This window comes from Geodermatophilus sp. SYSU D01176 (genome assembly GCF_054050015.1).
In genome coordinates this window covers 11,975-33,178 of record NZ_JBJGYN010000009.1, presented here as the reverse complement: position 1 = coordinate 33,178, position 21,204 = coordinate 11,975, and the positions used below count along the sequence as shown (strand labels likewise).

The following is a 21,204-nucleotide window of genomic DNA, read 5'->3' as shown; positions in this document are numbered from 1 at the left end:
CGATCCCGCGTCGGTCCTGCTCAGCGGGGTCCCCGGCGGTCGCCGGCGAAACCGGTCAGGGCGTCGTCGGTCAGCCGGAAGACCGTCCACTCGTCCATCGGCACCGCACCGGCGGCCTCGTAGAACTCGATCGACGGGGCGTTCCAGTCCAGCACCGACCACTCGAGCCGGCCGTACCCGCGCTGCACGCACAGGTCGGCCAGCGTGCGCAGCAGCTCGCGGCCCAACCCGCTACCGCGGTGCCCGGGCTGGACGTAGAGGTCCTCGAGGTAGATGCCGTGCGTGCCGCGCCAGGTGGAGAAGTTGAGGAACCACAGCGCCATGCCGACGACGGCGCCGTCGGCCACCCCGTCGTCGGCGACAGCGACGTGGCCGAACAGCTTCGGGTCGTCGCCGAAGAGCGCCGTGGTCAGCTGCTCCTCGGTCAGCCGGACCTCGTGCGCGGCCTTCTCGTACTCGGCCAGTTCCCGGACCAGGCCCACCACGGCGGGGACGTCGTCGAGGCGGATCGGCCGCACCGTCACGTGAGCAGCTCCTTCAGGCGGGCCGGCACCAGCCGGCCCAGGGGCGAGAACACCGGCACCAGGACCGGCGCCAGCAGGTAGCCGTAGGCCAGCACGCAGCCGGTCACGACCGGCACGAGGGCGAAGCCGACGACCACGGCGAGGACCGCGGCGACCAGTCCGTACGGTCGACCGCTCTTCGGGCTGACCAGCGAGCGGAACGAGCGGAAGCGGATCGTGCTGACCATCAGCAGCGCCGGCACGGCGACGATGAGCAGCACCCACAGCCGCTCCCGGCCCTGCATCTGGTCGCCGAAGGCGAACACCGAGGCCAGCACGACACCGGCCGCGCCCGGACTCGGCATGCCGGTGAAGTACCGCTTGTCGGCGGTCGGGTCGATGGTCGTGTTGAACCGTGCCAGCCGGATCGCCGCGCACGCCACCCACAGGCCGCAGACCACCCAGCCCAGCGGGTCCCAGGCGTCCCGGCCCTCGGAGAACAGCGTGAAGGCCAGCAGCGCCGGGGCCAGGCCGAAGGAGACCAGGTCCGCCAGCGAGTCGAACTGCAGGCCGAACGGGGTCACCGCGCCGACCAGCCGGGCGACGGCGCCGTCGGCGATGTCGAAGACCACCGAGAGCCCGACCAGGACCGCGGCGAGCGTGTACTGGCCGCGGATGGAGACCAGGATCGCGACGAAGCCGCACATCATGTTGGCCAGCGTGAAGAGGCTGGGCAGGGTCGCCAGCGCCCGCCGCCGGGTGCCGCGCACCGACCCGCGGACGAACTCGACGGTCGCCGTCCGCCGGGTCTGCGGGAGGCGTGCGCCGGACGCGGAGCTGGGCACCGGGTTCCTCCTCAGCCGACGTCGGACCAGCGGGCGATGACGGTCTCGCCGCCGCGCACCCGCTGACCCACCCGGACCAGCACCTCGCAGTCCCGGGGGACGAAGACGTCCATCCGGGAGCCGAACTTCATCAGGCCCATCCGCTCGCCGGTGGCCAGCTGCCGGCCCACGCCGGTGCGGGTGACGATGCGGCGGGCCAGCACGCCGACGATCTGCCGGAACACCACGGTGCGGTCGCCGTCGCGCAGCCACAGCTCGCTGCGCTCGTTGCGGTGCGCGGACTCCTTGCGGTAGGCGGCCAGGAAGCTGCCCTTCCGGTAGGAGCTCTCCGTGACCTCGCCGTGGTACGGCGACCGGTTGACGTGCACGTCCACCACGGAGAGGAACACGCTGACCTGCTGCCAGTCGCCCTGGGGCGCCACGCCATCCTGCGGCTCGCCCGCGACCATCACCACGCCGTCGGCGGGGGAGAGGACGTCGTCCGGGGCCGGCGGCTCGACGTCGCAGCGCCGGTCGGGGTCCCGGAAGAACAGCACCATGTAGGCCGACAGGAGCGCGAACGGCCAGGCCGCGAGCCGCAGGCCGCGCCGGTCGGCGGCCCGCCCGGCGGCGGCGAGGACGGCGGCGGGTGCCAGGGGCCCGGTGACGAACGGCCACCCGGCCGGGTCGATACGCATCGAGGTCAGACGGTACCGGGGAGCACGCACCTCCAACGACCGGTCACCGGCCCCGCGGGCCGGTGACCGGACGTCCGGGTGGTCAGGCCTGCGCGGACCCGATGTCGACCAGCCAGCGCACGCCGTAGCGGTCGGTCACCTGACCGAAGGTGTCGCCCCACACCTGCTTCTCCAGCGGGACGTCGACCTTGCCACCCTCGGCCAGCGCCTCGAACCAGCGGGTCAGGGTCGCCGCGTCGTCCCCGGACAGGGACAGCGAGACCCGGTCGGGCCCGGCGGCGTCGGGGTCGTGGCCGTCGGAGGCCATCAGCTCGAGCCCGTCGTCGGTGCGCAGGGAGGCGTGCATGACGCCGTCGTCGGGGTACTGGCCCCCGCCGCCGCCGACGTCACCGAAGGTCATCACGTCCAGCCGGCCGCCGAGGACGGAACGGTAGAACTCCATCGCCTCGCGGGCGTTGCCGGAGAAGTGCAGGTACGGGTTCAGGCGAGTGGCCATGGGGTCTCCAGGGGTCTTCCGGACGGCGTCCGGGTGAGGGGGTCGGGAGGAGGACCCCCGTGGGCCGCGGAACTCATCGGCTGCCGGTGGGGGCGGCGCTCAGCGTTCGGCCGTGGCGAGGTGGGCGCCCCGTGCGACCAGGGCGGCGGCGGACGTGCGCCGCAGCCAGGTGAGCGCCCGCAGGCAGGTGGCGGGGACGACGACGGCCGGCGAGCGCAGTGCTCGCCGGCCGTCGTCGGTGCTGCGTGGGCGGCCTCCCTGCAGGGTCCCGCCGCCGGCCCCCTCCCGAGGCTCGGGCCCCTCCCGGGTCCCGCCCCGAGCGGGCGAGGCGTGGGGGGAGGGTCCTTCACCGGGGGTGCGGAGGACGGGGGCCTCGGACGGTGGGGGCAGGGTGGCCCTCTGTCAGGCGGCGGCCTTCGTCTCCCAGAAGATCTTGTCGATCTCGGCGATGTAGTCCAGCAGCTTCTGGCCCTCGGCGGGGTCCATGCTGCCCTTGCCGCCGGCGGCGCCGGCCTGCTTGGTCGCCTTGTTGAACAGCTCGTGCAGCTGCGGGTACTTCTCGAAGTGCGGGGGCTTGAAGTAGTCGGTCCACAGCACCCACAGGTGGTGCTTGACCAGGTCCGACCGCTGCTCCTTGATCAGGATCGCGCGGGTGCGGAACGCCGGGTCCTCGTTGGCCTGGTACTTCTCCTGGATGGCCTTGACGGACTCCGCCTCGATGCGGGCCTGGGCCGGGTCGTACACGCCGCAGGGGAGGTCGCAGTGAGCGGTGGCCTCCACGGCGGAGAACATGCGGAAACGCATGGGCTGAGCCTCCGGTTCTGTGGGGTCGGTTCGTCTGCGACCCTACTCCCGGTGAGCAGCGGGGACACGTCCGGAACAGGGCGGACGGCGGGCGTCGAGGCGCTGGTCACGCCGTGGGTGGTGGCCCGTGTGGCCGGCCCGTCGATGACGCCGACGGTCCGCTCCGGTGACCGGCTGCTGGTGCGCCGGGTCCCCCCGGGCGGCACGGTGGCCGACGACGCCGTCGTCCTCGCCCGCTTCCCGGCGCGGCCGGAGCTGCTGGTGGTGAAGCGGGTGCGCCACGCCGTGGCGGGCGGACACTGGGTCGAGGGCGACAACTCCCTCGTCACCGACGACAGCCGCGCGTTCGGCCCGGCCGTCGTCGTCGGCCGGGTCGTGGGCCGGCTGTGGCCGCGGCCGGGCCGGCTCGGCCGGCGTCCCGGCTAGCCCGCGCGCTGCTCCGCGTACCGCGCGCGGCACTGCTCGTACGTCGGCAGCAGCCCCTGCTCGCGGGCCTCGGCCAGGGTGGGTGCCTGCTGGTCCTTGGCCGACAGCTCGAACTCCACGTCGCCGGGCCACGGCAGGTCCAGCGCCGGGTCCGTCGGCGAGATGCCGAACTCCCGCGTCGGGTCGTACCCGCTGGAGACCAGGTAGGTCACCGAGCTGCCGTCGGCCAGCGACAGGAAGGCGTGGCCGAGGCCCTCGGCGAGGTACACCGCCCGCGGCTGCGCGCTGTCGAGGACGACGGCGTCGTGCGCACCGAAGGTGGGGGAGCCCACCCGGACGTCGACGACGACGTCGAGCACCCGGCCGGAGGGGCAGTAGACGTACTTGGCCTGCCCCGGCGGGACCAGCGCGAAGTGGACGCCGCGGAGCACGCCGCGGGCGGAGACGCTGTGGTTGGCCTGGGCCAGCGGCAGGGTGTGGCCGACGGCGTCGGCGAGCACGTCGGCGCGGTACCACTCGGTGAACCGGCCCCGCGCGTCGCCGTGCGGCACGAGGTCGAGGGCGTAGGCGTCGCCGACGGCGAGCTGACGGATCTGCACGCCTGGACGGTAGCCAGCCCGGTGCGGGGGGCCGGGCAGCGGAGGTCGGCCGGACCGGTCCGTGTCCCCCGTGCGGCAGGACGGCGCAGGGCGAGGGGGATTACGCTCCCGGGTCCATGAGCGCGCAGCAGCAGGACGGGACTGCCGACCGCTTCGCCGCCGACCCGGCGTTCGCGGTGCACGAGGGCGGCAAGCTGGTCGTACGCCCGACCCGCCCGATCGAGACGACCGCGGACCTCGCGCTCACCTACACGCCCGGTGTCGCCCGGGTCTCCAGCGCGATCGCCGCCGAGCCGGCCCTGGCCGACCGGTACACCTGGGCGCCACGCGTGGTCGCGGTGGTCTCCGACGGCACCGCCGTCCTGGGGCTGGGCGACATCGGACCGGCCGCGGCGCTGCCGGTCATGGAGGGCAAGGCCTGCCTGTTCAGCGAGTTCGCCGGTCTGTCGTCGGTGCCGGTGGTGCTGTCCACGTCCGACGTCGACGCGATCGTGGAGACCGTGGCGGCGATCGCGCCGTCCTTCGGTGGGATCAACCTCGAGGACATCAGCGCGCCGCGCTGTTTCGAGATCGAGGACCGGCTGCGCGAGCGGCTGGACATCCCCGTCATGCACGACGACCAGCACGGGACGGCGATCGTCGTCCTGGCCGCGCTCCGCAACGCCGCACGGGTGGTCGGCCGGGAACTGGGGGACCTGCGGGCCGTCGTCTCCGGTGCCGGTGCGGCCGGGGTCGCCTGCACGAAGATCCTGCTGGAGGCCGGCGTGGGCGACATCGCCGTGGCCGACTCCCGCGGCGTGCTGCACACCGGCCGGGACGACCTCACGCCGATCAAGCGCTGGCTCGCCGAGAACACCAACCGGGCCGGCTACGCGGGCACGATGGCCGGTGCGCTGGAGGGGGCCGACGTCTACCTGGGCCTGTCCGGTGGCTCGGTGCCCGAGTCGGCGATCGCCTCGATGGCGGCGAACTGCATCGTGTTCTCGCTGGCCAACCCGATCCCCGAGGTGGACCCGGAGATGGCGGCCCGGTACGCGGCCGTCGTCGCCACCGGCCGCAGCGGCGAGCCCAACCAGATCAACAACGTGCTCGCCTTCCCCGGTGTCTTCCGGGGTGCGATCGACGCCGGGGCGACCAGCATCACCGAGGAGATGAAGCTGGCCGCGGCCACCGCGATCGCCGACGTCGTGGGCGACGAGGTGCGGCCGGACTACGTGGTGCCCAGCCCGCTGGACCGCCGGGTCGCCGAGGCCGTGGCCACCGCGGTGGCCGCCTGCGCCCGGGAGCAGGGCGTCACCCGCTGAGAGAGGCCCCCTTGCCCCCCCGCCACTCGCATGCTCGCGGCGGGATCCTGCACGGGGGCCACTCTCAGCCCAGGCCGCCCAGGCCGCCCAGGTCGGCCAGCAGCGGGTCGACCGCGCCGCGGACGTCGGTGTTGAGGTAGACGCACCACACCGTCACGAGCACGAACGCCGGCACCAGCACGACCTTCTCCAGCGTCGTCCCGGTGCGCAGCGGGGTGAGCGACAGCCGGGAGCGGCGCAGCAGCCAGAGCACCGGGACCGGCACGCCCTGCGTGGTGACGGCGTCCCCGGCGATGTGGGTCAGCACCCCGAGCGCGACCGCCCAGGGCAGCCAGGCGGGGCCGGGGGCATGCTCCAGCAGCAGCCAGGCGCCGGCCCAGGAGAGCACCAGGTTGCCGACGACGGTGTTCTCCGCCCGCCCCGGGATGACGAAGTGCAGCGCCCGCAGTGCGAGCCCGATCGCGAGCGCCAGGAGCAGCAGGCTGGACCAGAAGGCGTTCGCCGCGGCCAACGCGAGCGCGCCGAAGGCCAGCGGCGCGAGGACGGCGTCGTGCGTGCCCCAGCGGTGGCCCTGCGCCAGCCGCCCGACCGCGCCGGAGGGGACGTCGGTGAGCGGACCCCACATGTCCGAGACGGTCGAGCCGTTGTGGTCGAGGTCGGGCAGCATCGCCATCCCGCCGACGGCGGCGATCCAGGCGACCTGTCCGACGGTGCCCCCGACCGGGGCCCAGGGCAGCGTGGCGGCGCCCGCGGCGAGCCCGGAGAGCGCGTGGGAGTGACCGAGCACGGACACAGCGTGCCGTCGTCCGACCCCGGGTGCGTGCAGGCGCGCCCCCGGAGACGACGAGATCGGCGGTCTCGCACGCCTGGACCCGCCAGAACGTGCGAGACCGCCGATCTCGCCGGGAGGGTTACTCCTCCGCGTCGTCCTCCGTACCGCCGCGGGCCAGCCAGGTGGCCAGCCGCTCGACGGGCACCTCGAAGTCGGGGTGCTGGTCGACGAACGCCTGCATCTGGTCGGCCAGCCAGGCGAGGGTCACCTGCTCCTCGCCCCGCCGGTCGGCCAGCTCCTCCAGGCCGCGGTCGGTGAAGTACACGTCAGTCGGCGAAGGCCTGGCCGACGAGCTGCTTCTGCTCGACCTCGTGCACCTTGGCCGAGCCGACGGCCGGGCTGGCCGAGGCGCGGCGGCTGACCCGGCGCAGGCGACGGCCGGCCGGCAGGTGCTCGGGCAGGTTCACGGCCATGAACTGCCAGGCGCCCATGTTGGCCGGCTCCTCCTGCACCCAGACGACGTCGTCCGCGTTCGGGTAGCGCTCCAGCTGCTGGACGATCTCCGCGGCCGGCAGCGGGTAGAGCTGCTCGACCCGCACGACGGCGGTGTCGGCGGTGCCGGTGGCCTCGCGCTGGGCCATCAGGTCGTAGGCGACCTTGCCGCTGCACAGCAGGACCCGGCGCACCGCGCCGTCGTCGAGCGGCTCGCCGCCCACGCCCGGGTCGGGCAGCACCGGCCGGAAGGACTCCTCGGTGAAGTCCGCGACGGGGCTGACGGCGGCCTTGGCGCGCAGCAGCGACTTCGGCGTGAACACGACCAGCGGCCGGTGCACGTCGGAGAGCGCCTGCCGGCGGAGCAGGTGGAAGTAGTTGCCCGGCGTCGAGCAGTTGGCGATGGTCATGTTGTTCTCCGCCGCCATCTGCAGGAACCGCTCGATGCGCCCGCTGGAGTGGTCCGGACCCTGCCCCTCCAGGCCGTGCGGCAGCAGCAGGCTGACGCCGGAGCGCTGGCCCCACTTGGCCTCGCCCGAGCTGATGAACTCGTCGATGACCATCTGGGCGCCGTTGACGAAGTCGCCGAACTGCGCCTCCCACAGCACCAGGGCCTTCGGGTTGGCCAGCGAGTACCCGTACTCGAAGCCGAGCGCCGCGTACTCGGAGAGCAGCGAGTCGTAGACGAAGAACTTCGCCTGCTCCGGCGACAGGTTCGCCAGCGGCGTGTACTCCGCGGCGGTCTGCCGGTCGATGAGCACCGAGTGGCGCTGCACGAAGGTGCCGCGGCGGGAGTCCTGACCGGCCAGCCGCACCGGGACGCCCTGCATGAGCAGGGACCCGAAGGCGAGCAGCTCGCCCATCGCCCAGTCGATGCCGCCCTCGCTGACCATCGCCGCGCGCCGCTCCAGCATCCGCTGGAGCTTGGGGTGGACGGTGAACTCCTCCGGGAGGGAGACGTGGGCGTCGCCGATCGCCTTGAGCACCTCGGTGGTGATCGCCGTGGCGACCGGCTCCTCCTGCGCGGGCTGGTCCATGACCGGCTGCGGCTTCGAGGTCTCCTGCGCGTCGTGCGTCTCGGCGAAGGCCCGCTCCAGCTGGTCGCGGTAGTCCTTGAGGGCCTCCTCGGCCTCGGCCAGCGTGATGTCGCCGCGGCCGATGAGCGCCTCGGTGTAGAGCTTCCGGACCGAGCGCTTCCGGTCGATGATGTCGTACATCAGCGGCTGGGTCATCGACGGGTCGTCGCCCTCGTTGTGGCCGCGGCGGCGGTAGCAGACCAGGTCGATGACGACGTCCTTCTTGAACGCCTGCCGGTACTCCACGGCCAGCCGCGCCACCCGGACGCATGCCTCGGGGTCGTCACCGTTGACGTGGAAGATCGGCGCGTTGACCATCCGCGCCACGTCGGTGGAGTAGAGGCTCGAGCGGGACTGCGCCGGGCTGGTGGTGAAGCCGACCTGGTTGTTGATGACGACGTGCACGGTGCCGCCGGTGCGGTACCCGCGCAGCTGCGAGAGGTTCAGCGTCTCGGCGACGACCCCCTGCCCGGCGAAGGCCGCGTCGCCGTGCAGCAGCACCGGCAGGACGGTGAAGCCCTCCTCGCCCTTGTCGATCATGTCCTGCTTGGCGCGGACGACGCCCTCCAGGACGGGGTTGACCGTCTCCAGGTGCGAGGGGTTGCTGGCCAGCGAGACGGCGATCGCCGCACCCGGCTTGAACGGGTTCTCGAAGGTGCCCTCGGCGCCCAGGTGGTACTTCACGTCCCCGGAGCCCTGCACGGTGCCGGGGTCGATGTTGCCCTCGAACTCGCCGAAGATCTTGGCGTAGCTCTTGCCGAGGACGTTGGCCAGCACGTTGAGCCGGCCGCGGTGCGCCATGCCGATCGCGACCTCGTCCAGGCCGTGGTCGGTGCCGGCGATGAGCACCTCGTCCAGCAGCGGGATGACCGACTCCCCGCCCTCGAGGCTGAACCGCTTCTGGCCCACGTACTTGGTCTGCAGGAAGGTCTCGAACGCCTCGGCGGCGTTGAGCCGGCCGAGGACGTGCTTCTGCTTCTCCCGGTCGGGCTGCTCGGCCTTGACCTCGACCCGCTTCTGGATCCACTCCCGCTCTTCGGGGTCGGTGATGTGCATGTACTCCACGCCGACCGTGCGGCAGTAGGAGTTGCGCAGCACCCCCAGGACGTCGCGCAGCGCCATCAGCTTCTCGCCGGCGAACCCGCCGACGGGGAACGTGCGGTCGAGGTCCCACAGCGTCAGGTGGTGCTCGAGGATGTCGAGGTCGGGGTGGCTGCGGACCCGGTACTCGAGCGGGTCGGTGTCGGCCATCAGGTGGCCGTTGCGCCGGTAGGCCTCGATGACCTCGATGACCCGGGCTTCCTTGTCGATCTCGCCCTCGCGGCTGATCCGCACGTCGGGCATCCACCGCACCGGGGTGTAGGGGATGCGCAGCGACCGGAAGACGTCGTCGTAGAAGCCGTCCTCGCCGAGCAGCAGCTGGTGCAGCCGGCGCAGGAAGTCGCCGGACTCGGCGCCCTGGATGATCCGGTGGTCGTAGGTCGAGGTCAGCGTGATGATCTTGGAGATGCCGAGGTCGGTCAGCGCCTCCTGGCTCATCCCCTGGAACTCGGCGGGGTACTCCATCGCCCCGACGCCGATGATCGCGCCCTGGCCGGCGGTCAGCCGCGGCACGGAGTGGTTGGTGCCGATCGTGCCCGGGTTGGTCAGGCTGACCGTGGTGCCCGAGAAGTCCTCGAGGGTCAGCTTGCCCGCGCGGGCGCGCCGGATGATGTCCTCGTAGGCGCCCCAGAACTGGGCGAAGTCCATCTCCTCGGCCGCCTTGATCGACGCGACGACCAGGGAGCGCGAGCCGTCGGCCTTGGGCAGGTCGATGGCCAGCCCGAAGTTGACGTGCTCCGGCTGCACGAGGGTCGGCTTGCCCTCGACCTCGGCGTAGGCCGAGTTCATGTTCGGGAAGTCGTCGAGCGCCCGGACCAGTGCGTAGCCGATCAGGTGGGTGAACGAGACCTTCCCGCCGCGGGCGCGCTTGAGGTGGTTGTTGATGACGATGCGGTTGTCGGCCAGCAGCTTGGCCGGCACCGCGCGCACGCTGGTCGCCGTCGGCACGGTCAGCGAGGCGTTCATGTTCTTGACGACGCTGGCCGCCGCCCCGCGCAGCGGGACGCGCTTCGGACCGTCACCGGCGGGCTGGTCGGCCCTGGACGCCGGCTTCGCGGCGGCCTTGGCGGCGGGCTCGGCGGCCGGGACCGGCTTCGCGGCTGGCGCGGGCTCAGCGGTGGGCGCGGCCTTGACGGCCGGCTGCTGCTGCGCAGTCCGGTCGGCGGCCCGGCTCACCACCGTGTCCTCGGTGCGCTCCTCGACCCGAGTGGCCCGCGAGGGGGCGCCGTCGCCGGCGGTCGGCTGCTGGTCGGCTGCCTGCTGCTCGGCCGGTGCCGGGGCGGGCTCCTCCTGCGGAGCGGTCGCCGGGCCGTTCCGGTCGTCGCTCGCGGAGACCGGGCTGCCGGGCCGGTAGTCGGCGAAGAACTCGTGCCACGCCTGGTCCACGCTGGACGGATCGGCGAGGTACTGCTGGTACATCTCCTCGACCAGCCACTCGTTGGTGCCGAATCCCGCCACCGCTGAGGAGTTGGAGGTGGAGGACGGCCGGGATGAGCTCACGCTTGACACGAGTCGGGTGCCTTCTTCGTCGTCGGTGGACGTCTCTGGACCGGGGGCTGGATTCTACGCCCGGGGCGGTCCGGGATCGGGCGCCCAGCGGCCGGGGGACCAGGGCGGACGATCGCCGGGGGACAGGGGAGTCCTCTCAGTCCGTGGCGCCGCGGGCCACGAGCAGGTCGGCCAGGGCGTCGTGCGCGGTCGCCTGACCTGCGTCCTCCCGGCGGTTGCGGGCCGCGGCGACCCGGCTGATGTCCAGGGCGCTGGCGCCGTCGGCGGTGGTGGCGTTGACGTCGGCTCCCGCGTCGAGCAGCTCGCGGACCACCTCGGGCGCGTCGCGTCCCCCGCCGGCGGCCACGGCGGCGTGCAGCGCGGAGCGGCCGGTGTCGGGGTCCCGCCGGTTGACGTCGGCGCCGGCGGCCAGCAGCAGCCGGACCAGCTCGAGCCGGGTCCCGCCCGCGGCGGCGTGCAACGCCCCACCGTCGGGGTCGGCTCCCCGGTCCAGCAGCGTCCGGGCGCTGTCCGCGGCGCCGCCGGCGGCGGCGAGGGTCAGCAGGTCCACCCCGGTCACCGGGTCGGTCAGCGGCGCGCCGTCGTCCAGCTCCGTGCGCAGCCGCTCGGCGTCGTCCAGGTAGGCCGCGCTGGCCGCGTCCACCGGCGCACCCAGCTCACGCAGCAGCGGGACGAGGGCGGACGCCGACTCCAGCGCGGTGTGCAGCGGGTCCCGGCCGTGCTCGGTGCGGGCGGAGAGGTCGGCGCCGGCGTCGACGAGCAGCCGCACGACCTCGGCCCGCCCCTCGGCCACGGCCAGGTGCAGCGGGGTCCAGCCGCCCTGCCCGTCGCGCTCCACGGTGGCGGCCAGGAGGCGGGGCGAGTCCTGGACGGCGGTGCGGACGGCCTCGACGTCGCCGTCGGCGATCAGCCGGCCCAGTCGCGGGCCGGTCATGCGCGTGGTCATGGGGGATCCCCGTTCCGGTGGGAGCGGTCTCGTGCGCGAGCGCTAGACGACGTCGCGGCGGACGGCGAGCAGGGTGCCCAGCAGTGCCGCCACCAGACCGTAGCCGAGCAGCAACAGGCCGCCCTGCCACGGCTCGAGGAGGTCCGGCCCCTGGAAGGTCGCCGTCAGCGCCTCCAGCGCACCGCCGGGCAGCCACTTGTAGGCGCCGGCGATCGCGCTGATCTGCCGGACGATCGACTCGACGACGAACAGGTACACCAGCCCGCCGACGATCGCGCCCACCTGGTTGCGCACCAGGGCGCCGAGGCCGACGCCGATGACGGTGTAGATGACCAGCGCCAGACCGCTGCTGGCGAGCACCCGCAGGTTGTCGCCGGTCAGCGCCGGCACCGCGCCCCGGGCGCCGGCGGCGACCGCGGCCGCGCCGTAGTTGACGGCCAGCACGACGAGTGCGAAGGGCACGGCGACCAGCGCGTAGGCGGTCAGCTTGGCGACGACGACCCGACCGCGCCGGGGCGTGGTGAGGAACGTGGGCGTGGCCGTGCGGTGCCGGTACTCCTGGGTCATCCCGATGATGCCGAGGATCAGGAACAGCACGGTGACGTTGGCGCCGATGGCCAGCACCAGCTGCTCGAACTGCTCGGTGCCGACCGGCGGCAGCCCGCCAGGCGGGCCGCCCTGACCGTTGCCGGGGGTCCCGCCGGCGAACGAGGTGAACAGCACGACGAACCCGGTCACCAGCACGCAGGCGCCTAGCAGCAGGCCGATCCAGACGCGGGTGGTGAGCAGCTTGGTCCACTCGGCGCGGACGAGCGCGGTCACCGCGGGCTCCTCTCGGTGGCGGCGTACTGCTCCTGGCCGGCGGTGAGCCGGAAGTACAGCTCCTCGAGGCCGCTGGTCTCCGCCCGCAGCTCGTGCAGCTCCACGCCCGCCCGGAAGGCCTGCGCCCCCACGGCCGCCGGTGTCGTCCCGGTCACCGTGACCCGGCTGTCCTCGGCCGGCGTGACCGCGAACCCGGCGGCGGTGAGGACCTCGGCCAGCCGGCCGGCCTCGGGACTGCGCACCAGCACCGCACCGCTGCCCCGCGTGCTGGAGCGCAGCTCGGCGACCGAGCCCTCGCGGACCAGCCGCCCGGCGCCCACGATCACCACGCGGTCGGCGGTCTGCTCCATCTCGGCCAGCAGGTGGCTGGAGACCAGCACGGTGCGCCCCTCGGCGTGCGCGAGGTGGCGCAGGAAGCCGCGCAGCCACTGGATGCCCTCGGGGTCCAGCCCGTTGGCCGGCTCGTCGAGCACCAGCACCGCCGGGTCGCCGAGGAGGGCGGTGGCCAGCGCCAGCCGCTGGCGCATGCCCAGCGAGTAGCCGCCCGCGCGGCGCCGGCCGGCGTCGGCCAGCCCGACCTGGGCGAGCACCTCGTCGGCGCGCGAGACCGGCAGGCGCGCGGCCCGGCAGTACACCCGCAGGTGGTTGCGCCCGGACCGGGCGGGGTGGAACGCGGTCTCGAGCACCGCGCCGACCGTGCGCACGGGCGACGGGAGGTCGGCGTAGGCGACGCCGTCGAAGGTCGCCGTCCCCGCGTCGGGCCGCTCGAGACCGAGGGCCATGCGCAGCGTGGTGGTCTTGCCCGCCCCGTTGGGGCCCAGGAAGCCGGTGATGGACCCCGGCTCGACGGTGAAGCTGAGGTCGTCGACGGCGCGGACGGCGCCGAAGCTCTTGCTGAGGCCGCGGACCTCGACCCGCACGGGGCCGCGGTGGGGGCTGCTGCCGGGGTGGATGGCGCTCTCCTCGTGTGGCCGGGCGACGCGTCCATCCAAGCGCACCGGAGGGCCCTAACGGCACCCTCCGGTCCGCTCCGGGGCGTGTTGCGGCGTGACCCCGGGCACATCCCCTGACCGGCGGGTTCGGTAGGTTGGCCGGTCGGGCGGGCGAGCCGCTTCCCGCACGCCAGAGCAGCGCCGCCCGGGGCGGCCCGGGAACGCCAGCGAGGAGGGCCCGTGAGCGCCTACCGGACGGTGGTCGTCGGGACTGACGGGTCGGACTCCTCGCTGCGGGCGGTGCGCCGGGCCGGGGCCCTGGCCGGCGCCTGCGCCGCCCGGCTGGTCATCGTCTGCGCCTACCTGCCGCCCCGCGCCGACGAGCGCCAGGTGCGCCGTGCGCAGGACGAGCTCGGCGAGGACGCCTACCAGGTCGTCGGCACCGCGCCGGCCGAGGACACCGTGCGGGTCGCCGCCGAGGAGGCCCTCGCCGCCGGTGCGGGGGAGGTCGAGCCGCTCGCCGTCGTCGGCTCGCCCGTCGAGACGCTGCTCGACGTCGTCACCCGCGCACGGGCCGACCTGCTGGTCGTCGGCAACCGCGGGCTCAATAGCCTCAAGGGCCGGCTGATGGGGTCGGTCCCCGCCGACGTGACCCGCCGCTCGTCGGTCGACGTCCTGGTCGTCCACACCACGGGCTGACGGCCCTGCCCCCCGTCGGACCCGACGACCTCCCGGACGCGCCGGACGCCCGGGAGGCCCTGGAGCGCCTGCTGCTCGGCGGCCCGCGGCGGTACACGCGGCTGCAGGTCGGCAGCATGGCCGGCATGCCGTCGGAGCGCACCCGGCGGCTCTGGCGGGCGCTCGGCTTCCCCGACGCCGCCGACGACGACCTGGTCTTCACCGACGCCGACATCCAGGCCCTGGCCCTGCTCTCGGCGCTGATCGACACCGGCTTCGTCGACGAGGACGCCGAGGCCTCGATCGTCCGGGCGATGGCGCAGTCGCTGTCCCGCCTGGCCGACTGGCAGACCGACATGCTCGCCGACGTGCTCGGCCGGGGTGACGAGACGGGGACGGCGCCCATCGACCCGGAGCGGGCGGTGGAGGGCACCCGCCGGCTGCTGCCGCTGCTGCGGGCGCTGCAGGACTACGTGTGGCGGCGCCACCTGGCCGCCAACGCCGGGCGGCTGCTGGACAGCGGCGGCGGGGACCGCCGGGAGCTCGCCGTGGGCTTCGCCGACCTCGTCGGATACACCAGCCGCAGCCGCGGCATGGGTGGGCGGGAGCTCGGCGCGATGGTGGAGGACTTCGAGAGCACCGCGAGCGAGGTCATCGCCCGCCACCACGGCCGGGTGGTGAAGACGGTGGGGGACGGCGTCCTCTACACCGCTGCCTCGGCGATCGACGCCGTGGAGATCGGGCTGGAGTTGCCCGAGGCCTGGCAGGCCGAGGACCGCCCGCCGCTGCGGGTCGGCGCGGCCCACGGCACCGTGCTGACCCACCTCGGCGACGTCTACTCCCCGGTGGTGAACCTGGCCAGCCGGCTGACGTCGCTCGCCCGGCCCGGCGCGCTGCTGGTCGACCGGGACCTCGCCCGGCACCTGCGCGGGCTGCCCCGCTACCGGGTGCGGCCGCTGCGCCGGGTGTCGGTGCGCGGCTACGACGAGCTGCGGCCCTGGCTGGTGCAGCGCCGTCCCCCGGGGCAGGCCGACCTCGCGTTGGAGTCCATGCTCGACGAGATGGCCGACGAGGTCCTCGAGGAGGATGTCGGGGGCGAGGACTGAACCGGGTCGCGTCGTTCCCGGGCGGCTTGGCACCCTGGTCTCCTGTGAGTGCCACGCTCGTCGCCCGCGGCCTGGCCGCCGGTCATGGTGCCCGCGTCCTGTTCTCCGACCTCGACCTCGTCGTCGCCCCCGGCGACGTCGTCGGGCTGGTCGGGGTCAACGGTGCGGGCAAGTCGACCCTGCTGCGCACCCTCGCCGGCGAGCTGCCGGCCGAGTCGGGCAGCGTGACCGTCAGCCCGCCGACGGCGACCCTCGGGTACCTGCCGCAGGAGCACGAGCGCCGTCCGGGGGAGACGGTGCGCCAGGCCCTGGCCCGGCGCACCGGCGTCGGCGCCGCGCAGGCCGCGCTGGACGTCGCCACCGACGCGCTGACCGCGGGCGGGGACGGCGCCGACGACGCCTACGCCGAGGCGCTCGAGCGCTGGCTGTCCCTCGGCGGGGCCGACCTCGACGAGCGCGCGGACCAGGTCGTCGCCGAGGTCGCCCCGGGGGTCCCGCTCGACGCGTCGATGACGGGGCTCTCCGGCGGTCAGGCGGCCCGGGTCGGGCTGGCCGGGCTGCTGCTGTCGCGCTACGACGTGCTGCTGCTCGACGAGCCCACCAACGACCTGGACCTGACCGGCCTGGAGCAGCTGGAGCGCTTCGTCACCGGGGCCCGCAGCGGCATCGTCGTCGTCAGCCACGACCGGGAGTTCCTCGCGCGCTCGGTGACCCGCGTGGTGGAGCTGGACCTCGCCCAGCAGCTGGTGCGGGTGCACGACGGCGGCTACGAGGCGTACCTGGTCGAGCGGGAGGTGGCCCGGCGGCACGCCCGCGAGGAGTACGAGGAGTACGCCGAGACCAGGGCCGAACTCGAGGGCCGGGCGCGCATGCAGCGCAACTGGCTGGCCAAGGGCGTGCGGGACGCGGTGAAGAAGCAGAAGGACCCCGACAAGTTCATCAAGGCCCACAACCGCGCCACGGCCGAGAAGCAGGGGGCCAAGGCCAAGCAGACCGAGCGGCGGATCGAGCGGCTGGAGGTGGTCGAGGAGCCGCGCAAGGAGTGGCAGCTGCGGATGGAGATCGCCGCGGCGCCGCGGGCCGGCGCGGTGGTCGCCACCCTCTCCGGCGCGGTCGTGCGCCGCGGCGACTTCACCCTGGGCCCGGTCGACCTGCAGGTGGACTGGGGCGACCGGGTGGTGATCACCGGTCCCAACGGCAGCGGCAAGTCCACGCTGCTCGCGGCGCTGCTCGGCCGGGTGCCGCTGGACGAGGGCCGCGGCGGCCTGGGACCGGCGGTGCGGATCGGCGAGATCGACCAGGCCCGCGGGGCCTTCCTCGGCTCGGAGCCGCTGCTGGAGGCCTTCGCCGCGGAGGTGCCCGACTGGCCGACCGCCGAGGTGCGCACGCTGCTGGCCAAGTTCGGGCTGACCGCCGAGCACGTGCTGCGCCCGGCGGACACCCTCTCGCCGGGGGAGCGGACGCGGGCCGGGCTGGCGCTCCTGCAGGCCCGCGGGGTCAACGTGCTGGTCCTCGACGAACCGACCAACCACCTGGACCTGCCGGCCATCGAGCAGCTCGAGCAGGCGCTCGCGGGCTACCGCGGCACGCTGCTGCTGGTGACCCACGACCGGCGGATGCTGACCGCGGTGGACACCACCCGCCGGCTCGCCGTCGCGGACGGCCGGGTCAGCGAGTAGGAGGAGGACCCCGTCCTCCTCACGCCTCGCACGCTCGGCGCGAGCCTCGGGACGGGGCCGGGGACGGGGCCTCCAGGGCCGCCGCGACCGCGTACTCGGCCGTCGTCGCGAGCTCCTGCGGCGTCGCGCCGGCGGAGGACAGCGCGGGCAGCAGGTGCACCTCGACGACGGTGCCCGGGGAGGCGGCCAGCCAGTGCAGCGCCGCCACCGTCGAACGGCCGCCCGGGGGCGGGGACGCCGCCCCGCGCCAGCGGACGGCGACCGGGCACACTGCCGCACCGGCGTCCACCGCCGCGGCCAGCAGGGCGGGGGAGAAGCGGCCCAGGCCCGGGCCGCCGTGCCGGCCCTCTTCGGGACGGACGCTGACCGTCGTCCCCCGGCGCAGGTGGGTGGCGACCCGGGCGGAGACCGCGGGGACGGTCGGCACGGGCACCCCGGCGAGCCGGTCGGGGACGCCGGCGACCGCGGCGCCGGGGACGACGGTCAGCAGCGCCAGCGGATCGAGGGCCGTGGCCGTGTTCGACACGAGCAGCAGCCCGGTGCCGGTGCGCGGCCAGGCCGTCGCGGGCACGTACACCTGGACACGCACGCCGAGGTGGGTCAGCACCCGGGCGGCGCCGCAGACGCTGCGGCGCCGGCTGTTGCCCACGGGCGGACGGAGACGGCCGGCGGCGACGGTCGCGCCGACGCGGAACCAGGTCGGAGCGGGACGGGCCGTGGCGGATCGGGTCACACGGGGAGCGTCGCGGGCGCAGGTGTCGGTGCGGTGACACCCGGTGGTCGGGGAGCGGACGGTCCGCCGTCGGCCTCAGGAGGGGTCGCCGAGCGCCTCGGTCAGCCCGACCGCGCTCATGCCGGCCCAGGTCTCGCCGACGTGGTGGGCCAGCACCATTAGATCGCGCAGCTGCCCGTCCCGGTCGCGGATGTGGTCCACCAGCAGCGCCTCGCCGGTGAAGCCTAGAGCGGTGAAGAGGGCCAGCGCCGGCGCCTGGTCGGCGACGACCTCGACGACCAGCTTGGTCAGCCCGGCCCCGAGGGCCTGCACCATGGCGTGCCGCGCCAGCTCCCGGCCCAGGCCGGAGCCCCGGGCGTCGGGTGCGACCACCAGCCGCACCTCGCCGACGTGGTCGGACCAGCCGGGCAGCCGCAGGACGGCGACGTACCCCAGCACGCGGTCGCCGTCGTCCACCGCGACCCAGCGGTCGACCGCGGGGGAGCCGGCCGCCCAGCCGCGCACGACGTCGGGGTCGGTCACGTCCTCGCGGATGAACGTCCGGTCGCCCTCGGGCAGCTCGGCGAAGAAGCGCAGCAGGGCGTCGCAGTGCGTCCCGGTCAGCGGGGCGATGGCGGTCACCGGGCGACCTCCCCGGCCTCCAGCGGCTTGCTGCGCCGCCGCAGGAAGTCGATGATCTGCGGCACCGTCGTCCGGGCCGCCGTCCGGCCCACGACCAGGCCCATGTGGCCGGCCGGGAGCCGCAGCTCGTGCCTGTCCGGCGAGCCGACCAGGTCGATCAGCGGCGCGGTCGCCTCCGGCGGGACGATGTGGTCCCGGTCGGCCCGGATGGTGAGGAAGGGCACCCGGATGTCGGACAGGTGCACGCGGTCGCCGCCCACCGTCAGCCGGTCGGTGACCATGCCGTTGTCGCGCACCAGCATCCGGACCGTCTCCTCGGCCGCGGCGCCGGGGAAGGGCACGTGGTCGTCGGCCCAGCCGGTCATGGCCTGGTAGCCGGCGACGTACTCGTCGTTCCAGAGCCGCTCCCACAGGGTCACGTAGCGGGTCACCTCCGAGGTGGGCGTGAGGGCGCGGAACCCCTGGACGACGACCCGCGGGGGCACGTTGCCGTCGGCGTCGAGCACGTCGGCGACCTCGAGGCCGCCGACCCGGAACAGGTCGGCGAGCGGGCCCATGTGCCGGAAGTCCACCGGGGTGGCCAGCACGGTGAGGCTGCGCAGCGGCGAGTCCGGGTGGTGGGCGGCGTGCAGCAGCGCGAGGTCCCCGCCGAAGCAGTAGCCGAACAGGTTCACCTCGTCGGCCCCGGAGAGCTCCAGCACGCGGTCGATGCCGGCCGGGATGTAGTCGTCGACGTAGTCCTCGAGCGTGTTGCCCGCGTCGCGCTCGTCCGGCTCGCCCCAGTCCAGCAGGTACACGTCGAAGCCGGCGCCGAGCAGCTGCTCGACGAAGCTGTTGCCCGGCGCCAGGTCCAGGACGTAGCTGCGGCTCACCAGGCTGAACACGACGAGCAGCGGCGGGGAGTACCGGACCCCGCCGTACGTGTCGGGGTCGTTGCGGTAGTGCCACAGCTGGGTCCGCCCCCGCTGCCAGACGACGTCCCTGGGCGTCTGCCCGACGTCCGGCCGGGCGACGCCGCTGACCAGCCGGAGCCCGTTACGGGCGCGCAGGGCGTTGCGTTCGACGTCGCGCCGGACGCGGTCGAGGACCGTCTGCGGGCTGGGCACTGTCGGCATCGGTCTCCTCGGGGGTGCGGCGGTGCGGTGTCCCGCGCTGCGGGCTCTCCCGTCGCGCGGCCTCCAGTTGCAGGGTGAGCCGGCGGACCTCGCGGTCCAGCGCGCCGACCTGGGCGCGCAGCCGGCTGACGTCGGTCCCGGCCGGCAGGTTCAGCAGGTGCCAGGCGCGGGTCGTGGCCCCGCGGGCGGTGTCCCGGGCCAGGGTCACCGCCCGGCGCGTCAGGGCCGCGCCGACCGCGAAGGTCTCGGTGCGGACGAACTCCTCGGCGCGCGGGGTCACCCGGCGCTCGACGGCGTCGAACGCCTGTCGCCACAGCGGCGGCTCCGTCATGCGCGCACCTCCGCGGGCACCTCGACGGCGCGGCGCAGGATCTTCCCCGTGGGGCCCTTGGGCAGGGCCTCGACCAGCCAGACGTGCCGCGGGTACTTGTAGGCGGCCACCCGTTCCTTGACCCAGGCCTGCAGCTCGCCGGGGTCGGCCTCCGTACCGGGCTTGAGCGCGACCGCGGCGGCGACCTCCTCGCCGAGGTCGGGGTGGGGGACGCCGACGCACGCGGCCTCGGCGACCGCGGGGTGCTCGTAGAGCGCCTCCTCGATCTCCCGCGGGTACACGTTGTAGCCCCCGCGGATGATCATCTCCTTCTTGCGGTCGACGATGGCGTAGTAGCCGTCCTCGTCCTGCCGGGCCAGGTCGCCGGTACGGAACCAGCCGTCCGGGATCGCCCTGGCCGTCTCCTCCGGCTTCCCCCAGTAGCCCGTCATGACGTTCTCGCCGCGGATGGCGATCTCCCCGACCTCGTCGCGCCGGACGTCGCGGCCCTCGTCGTCCACCAGCCGCATCTCCACGCCGCGGATCGGGGTGCCGATCGTCCCCGGCTTGCGCTCGGCGTGCGGGTGGTTGAACGAGGCCACCGGAGAGGTCTCGGACAGCCCGTAGCCCTCCAGCACGATGCAGCCGAAGGCCTCCTCGAAGCCGCGCATGACCTCGACCGGCATGGCCGACCCGCCGGAGACGCAGAGCCGCAGGCTGGAGACGTCGTAGCGGTCCCGGTCGGCCTGGTGCAGCATCGCCGCGAACATGGTCGGCACGCCCTCGAAGACGGTCACCCGGTCGCGCTCGATGACCGACAGCGCCTTCGCGCCGTCGAAGCGGGGGAGCAGGGTCAGGCAGGACCCGGCCAGCACGCCGGCGTTGAGCGCGCAGGTCAGCCCGAAGACGTGGAACAGCGGCAGGCAGCCCATGATCACGTCGTCCGGGGTGCCCTCCAGCAGGGTCTCCTGGGTCGTGCGGGCGTTGCCGCGCAGGTTCGCGTGGCTCAGCTCGGCGCCCTTGGGCGGGCCGGTGGTCCCCGAGGTGTAGAGGATGACCGCCGCGTCCCGGTCCTCCCGCGGCTCGGCCTCCCGGCTGCCGGACCCGCCCAGCCCCCCGGCGACGTCGACCGGGCCGACGGTCACCGCGTCGACGCCCACGGCGGCCGCCGCCTCGGTCGCCGCGTCGGCGGTCGCGTCCAGCGCCACGACGAGCCGGGCGCCGGAGTCGCGCAGGTAGTACTCGACCTCACGGGCCTTGAGCAGCGGGTTCATCGGGACGACGGCGGCGCCGGCCATCAGCGCGCCGTAGAACACCACCGGGAAGCTCAGCACGTTCGGCAGGACCATCCCCACCCGGTCGCCGGGCCGCACGCCCCGGGCCCGCAGACCCGCGGCCACCCCGGCGGCGGCCTCGCGGAAGCCGTCGTAGGTCAGGACGGCGTCGTCCATGCGGAGCGCCGGGCGGTCGCCGTGCTCCGCCGCGGTGTCGAGCAGGTGCTGCGCCAGGTTGGCCACGGGTCCTCCCACCGGTTCGCGGAACGGGTCCGGCCCCTACCCGTCTCGTCCGTGGTCTACCCCACACACCGATGGGGGCCGCAGGTGGCGGGGGAGCCGCCGGGGCGACAGGCTCAGGGCCCACCGACGACGACAGGAGTG

General features: G+C 74.4%; 22 protein-coding genes. 5 read left to right on the top strand and 17 right to left on the bottom strand.

Translation table 11 applies throughout. The annotated features are described in order from the left end of the window. Window positions 1–20: 20 nt before the first annotated feature. The 5 genes from ACI78Z_RS07265 to sodN form a co-directional block, all read right to left on the bottom strand. Window positions 21–524, bottom strand: a complete 504-nt coding sequence (locus ACI78Z_RS07265) for an N-acetyltransferase family protein (RefSeq protein ID WP_457035859.1) — start codon at window positions 522–524, stop codon at window positions 21–23. After that, on the bottom strand, window positions 521–1,348 hold the full coding sequence (gene pssA / locus ACI78Z_RS07260) for a CDP-diacylglycerol--serine O-phosphatidyltransferase (protein ID WP_457035858.1): 828 nt from the start codon (window positions 1,346–1,348) through the stop codon (window positions 521–523). The genes ACI78Z_RS07265 and pssA overlap by 4 nt, the downstream gene beginning before the upstream one ends. Before the next feature lie 11 nt (window positions 1,349–1,359). After that, window positions 1,360–2,025 (bottom strand): phosphatidylserine decarboxylase, encoded by a 666-nt coding sequence (locus ACI78Z_RS07255; protein WP_457035857.1) that lies wholly within the window; start codon window positions 2,023–2,025, stop codon window positions 1,360–1,362. Window positions 2,026–2,107: 82 nt separating this feature from the next. Next, window positions 2,108–2,521: a VOC family protein gene (locus ACI78Z_RS07250; RefSeq protein WP_457035856.1), complete on the bottom strand. Its 414-nt coding sequence runs from the start codon at window positions 2,519–2,521 to the stop codon at window positions 2,108–2,110. Window positions 2,522–2,923: 402 nt separating this feature from the next. After that, on the bottom strand, window positions 2,924–3,325 hold the full coding sequence (gene sodN, locus ACI78Z_RS07245) for a superoxide dismutase, Ni (RefSeq protein WP_072918931.1): 402 nt from the start codon (window positions 3,323–3,325) through the stop codon (window positions 2,924–2,926). 51 nt (window positions 3,326–3,376) lie between these two features. Here sodN and ACI78Z_RS07240 point away from each other — a divergent pair, with 51 nt between their 5' ends. Beyond that, on the top strand, window positions 3,377–3,751 hold the full coding sequence (locus tag ACI78Z_RS07240) for a S26 family signal peptidase (protein WP_457035855.1): 375 nt from the start codon (window positions 3,377–3,379) through the stop codon (window positions 3,749–3,751). Here ACI78Z_RS07240 and ACI78Z_RS07235 read toward each other — a convergent pair. After that, window positions 3,748–4,350 (bottom strand): dTDP-4-dehydrorhamnose 3,5-epimerase family protein, encoded by a 603-nt coding sequence (locus ACI78Z_RS07235; RefSeq protein ID WP_457035854.1) that lies wholly within the window; start codon window positions 4,348–4,350, stop codon window positions 3,748–3,750. The two genes, ACI78Z_RS07240 and ACI78Z_RS07235, sit on opposite strands and share 4 nt — an antisense overlap. Before the next feature lie 116 nt (window positions 4,351–4,466). On the opposite strand from ACI78Z_RS07235, the gene ACI78Z_RS07230 reads away from it, so the two are divergent. Beyond that, complete coding sequence (locus ACI78Z_RS07230) at window positions 4,467–5,654, top strand: NAD(P)-dependent malic enzyme (RefSeq protein WP_457035853.1); 1,188 nt, start codon at window positions 4,467–4,469, stop codon at window positions 5,652–5,654. A gap of 64 nt (window positions 5,655–5,718) precedes the next feature. Here the strand turns inward: ACI78Z_RS07230 and ACI78Z_RS07225 are convergent, their stop codons facing one another. From ACI78Z_RS07225 to ACI78Z_RS07200, 6 genes are all read right to left on the bottom strand, one after another. Beyond that, window positions 5,719–6,441, bottom strand: coding sequence for a metal-dependent hydrolase (locus ACI78Z_RS07225; RefSeq protein WP_457035852.1), 723 nt, complete (start codon window positions 6,439–6,441; stop codon window positions 5,719–5,721). A 124-nt stretch (window positions 6,442–6,565) separates the two neighbouring features. Further along, a complete protein-coding gene (locus tag ACI78Z_RS07220; protein WP_457035851.1) occupies window positions 6,566–6,751 on the bottom strand; it encodes a DUF6104 family protein in 186 nt (61 codons plus the stop codon). A 1-nt stretch (window position 6,752) separates the two neighbouring features. Continuing rightward, window positions 6,753–10,595, bottom strand: a complete 3,843-nt coding sequence (locus ACI78Z_RS07215; RefSeq protein ID WP_457035850.1) for a multifunctional oxoglutarate decarboxylase/oxoglutarate dehydrogenase thiamine pyrophosphate-binding subunit/dihydrolipoyllysine-residue succinyltransferase subunit — start codon at window positions 10,593–10,595, stop codon at window positions 6,753–6,755. A 145-nt stretch (window positions 10,596–10,740) separates the two neighbouring features. Further along, window positions 10,741–11,550 (bottom strand): ankyrin repeat domain-containing protein, encoded by an 810-nt coding sequence (locus ACI78Z_RS07210; RefSeq protein WP_457035849.1) that lies wholly within the window; start codon window positions 11,548–11,550, stop codon window positions 10,741–10,743. Between the two features lie 42 nt (window positions 11,551–11,592). Then, on the bottom strand, window positions 11,593–12,372 hold the full coding sequence (locus tag ACI78Z_RS07205) for an ABC transporter permease (protein WP_457035848.1): 780 nt from the start codon (window positions 12,370–12,372) through the stop codon (window positions 11,593–11,595). Then, window positions 12,369–13,292 (bottom strand): ABC transporter ATP-binding protein, encoded by a 924-nt coding sequence (locus ACI78Z_RS07200; RefSeq protein ID WP_457035847.1) that lies wholly within the window; start codon window positions 13,290–13,292, stop codon window positions 12,369–12,371. The genes ACI78Z_RS07205 and ACI78Z_RS07200 overlap by 4 nt, the downstream gene beginning before the upstream one ends. A gap of 252 nt (window positions 13,293–13,544) precedes the next feature. On the opposite strand from ACI78Z_RS07200, the gene ACI78Z_RS07195 reads away from it, so the two are divergent. The 3 genes from ACI78Z_RS07195 to ACI78Z_RS07185 all read left to right on the top strand — a co-directional run bounded on the left by ACI78Z_RS07195 (window position 13,545) and on the right by ACI78Z_RS07185 (window position 16,767). Then, window positions 13,545–14,003 (top strand): universal stress protein, encoded by a 459-nt coding sequence (locus ACI78Z_RS07195; protein ID WP_457035846.1) that lies wholly within the window; start codon window positions 13,545–13,547, stop codon window positions 14,001–14,003. Between the two features lie 125 nt (window positions 14,004–14,128). After that, complete coding sequence (locus ACI78Z_RS07190) at window positions 14,129–15,088, top strand: adenylate/guanylate cyclase domain-containing protein (protein WP_457035845.1); 960 nt, start codon at window positions 14,129–14,131, stop codon at window positions 15,086–15,088. Window positions 15,089–15,132: 44 nt separating this feature from the next. Beyond that, window positions 15,133–16,767, top strand: coding sequence for an ABC-F family ATP-binding cassette domain-containing protein (locus ACI78Z_RS07185; protein WP_457035844.1), 1,635 nt, complete (start codon window positions 15,133–15,135; stop codon window positions 16,765–16,767). A 19-nt stretch (window positions 16,768–16,786) separates the two neighbouring features. Here ACI78Z_RS07185 and ACI78Z_RS07180 read toward each other — a convergent pair whose 3' ends face one another. The 5 genes from ACI78Z_RS07180 to ACI78Z_RS07160 form a co-directional block, all read right to left on the bottom strand. Then, window positions 16,787–17,500: a hypothetical protein gene (locus tag ACI78Z_RS07180; RefSeq protein WP_457035843.1), complete on the bottom strand. Its 714-nt coding sequence runs from the start codon at window positions 17,498–17,500 to the stop codon at window positions 16,787–16,789. A gap of 75 nt (window positions 17,501–17,575) precedes the next feature. Further along, on the bottom strand, window positions 17,576–18,121 hold the full coding sequence (locus ACI78Z_RS07175; RefSeq protein ID WP_457035842.1) for an N-acetyltransferase family protein: 546 nt from the start codon (window positions 18,119–18,121) through the stop codon (window positions 17,576–17,578). Further along, on the bottom strand, window positions 18,118–19,236 hold the full coding sequence (locus ACI78Z_RS07170; protein WP_457035841.1) for an alpha/beta fold hydrolase: 1,119 nt from the start codon (window positions 19,234–19,236) through the stop codon (window positions 18,118–18,120). The genes ACI78Z_RS07175 and ACI78Z_RS07170 overlap by 4 nt, the downstream gene beginning before the upstream one ends. After that, window positions 19,157–19,567 carry a hypothetical protein gene (locus tag ACI78Z_RS07165; protein WP_457035840.1) on the bottom strand — a complete coding sequence of 137 codons (411 nt, stop codon included), beginning with the start codon at window positions 19,565–19,567 and terminating at the stop codon, window positions 19,157–19,159. The genes ACI78Z_RS07170 and ACI78Z_RS07165 overlap by 80 nt, the downstream gene beginning before the upstream one ends. After that, on the bottom strand, window positions 19,564–21,063 hold the full coding sequence (locus ACI78Z_RS07160) for a long-chain-fatty-acid--CoA ligase (protein ID WP_457035839.1): 1,500 nt from the start codon (window positions 21,061–21,063) through the stop codon (window positions 19,564–19,566). The genes ACI78Z_RS07165 and ACI78Z_RS07160 overlap by 4 nt, the downstream gene beginning before the upstream one ends. Between the last annotated feature and the right edge of the window lie 141 nt (window positions 21,064–21,204).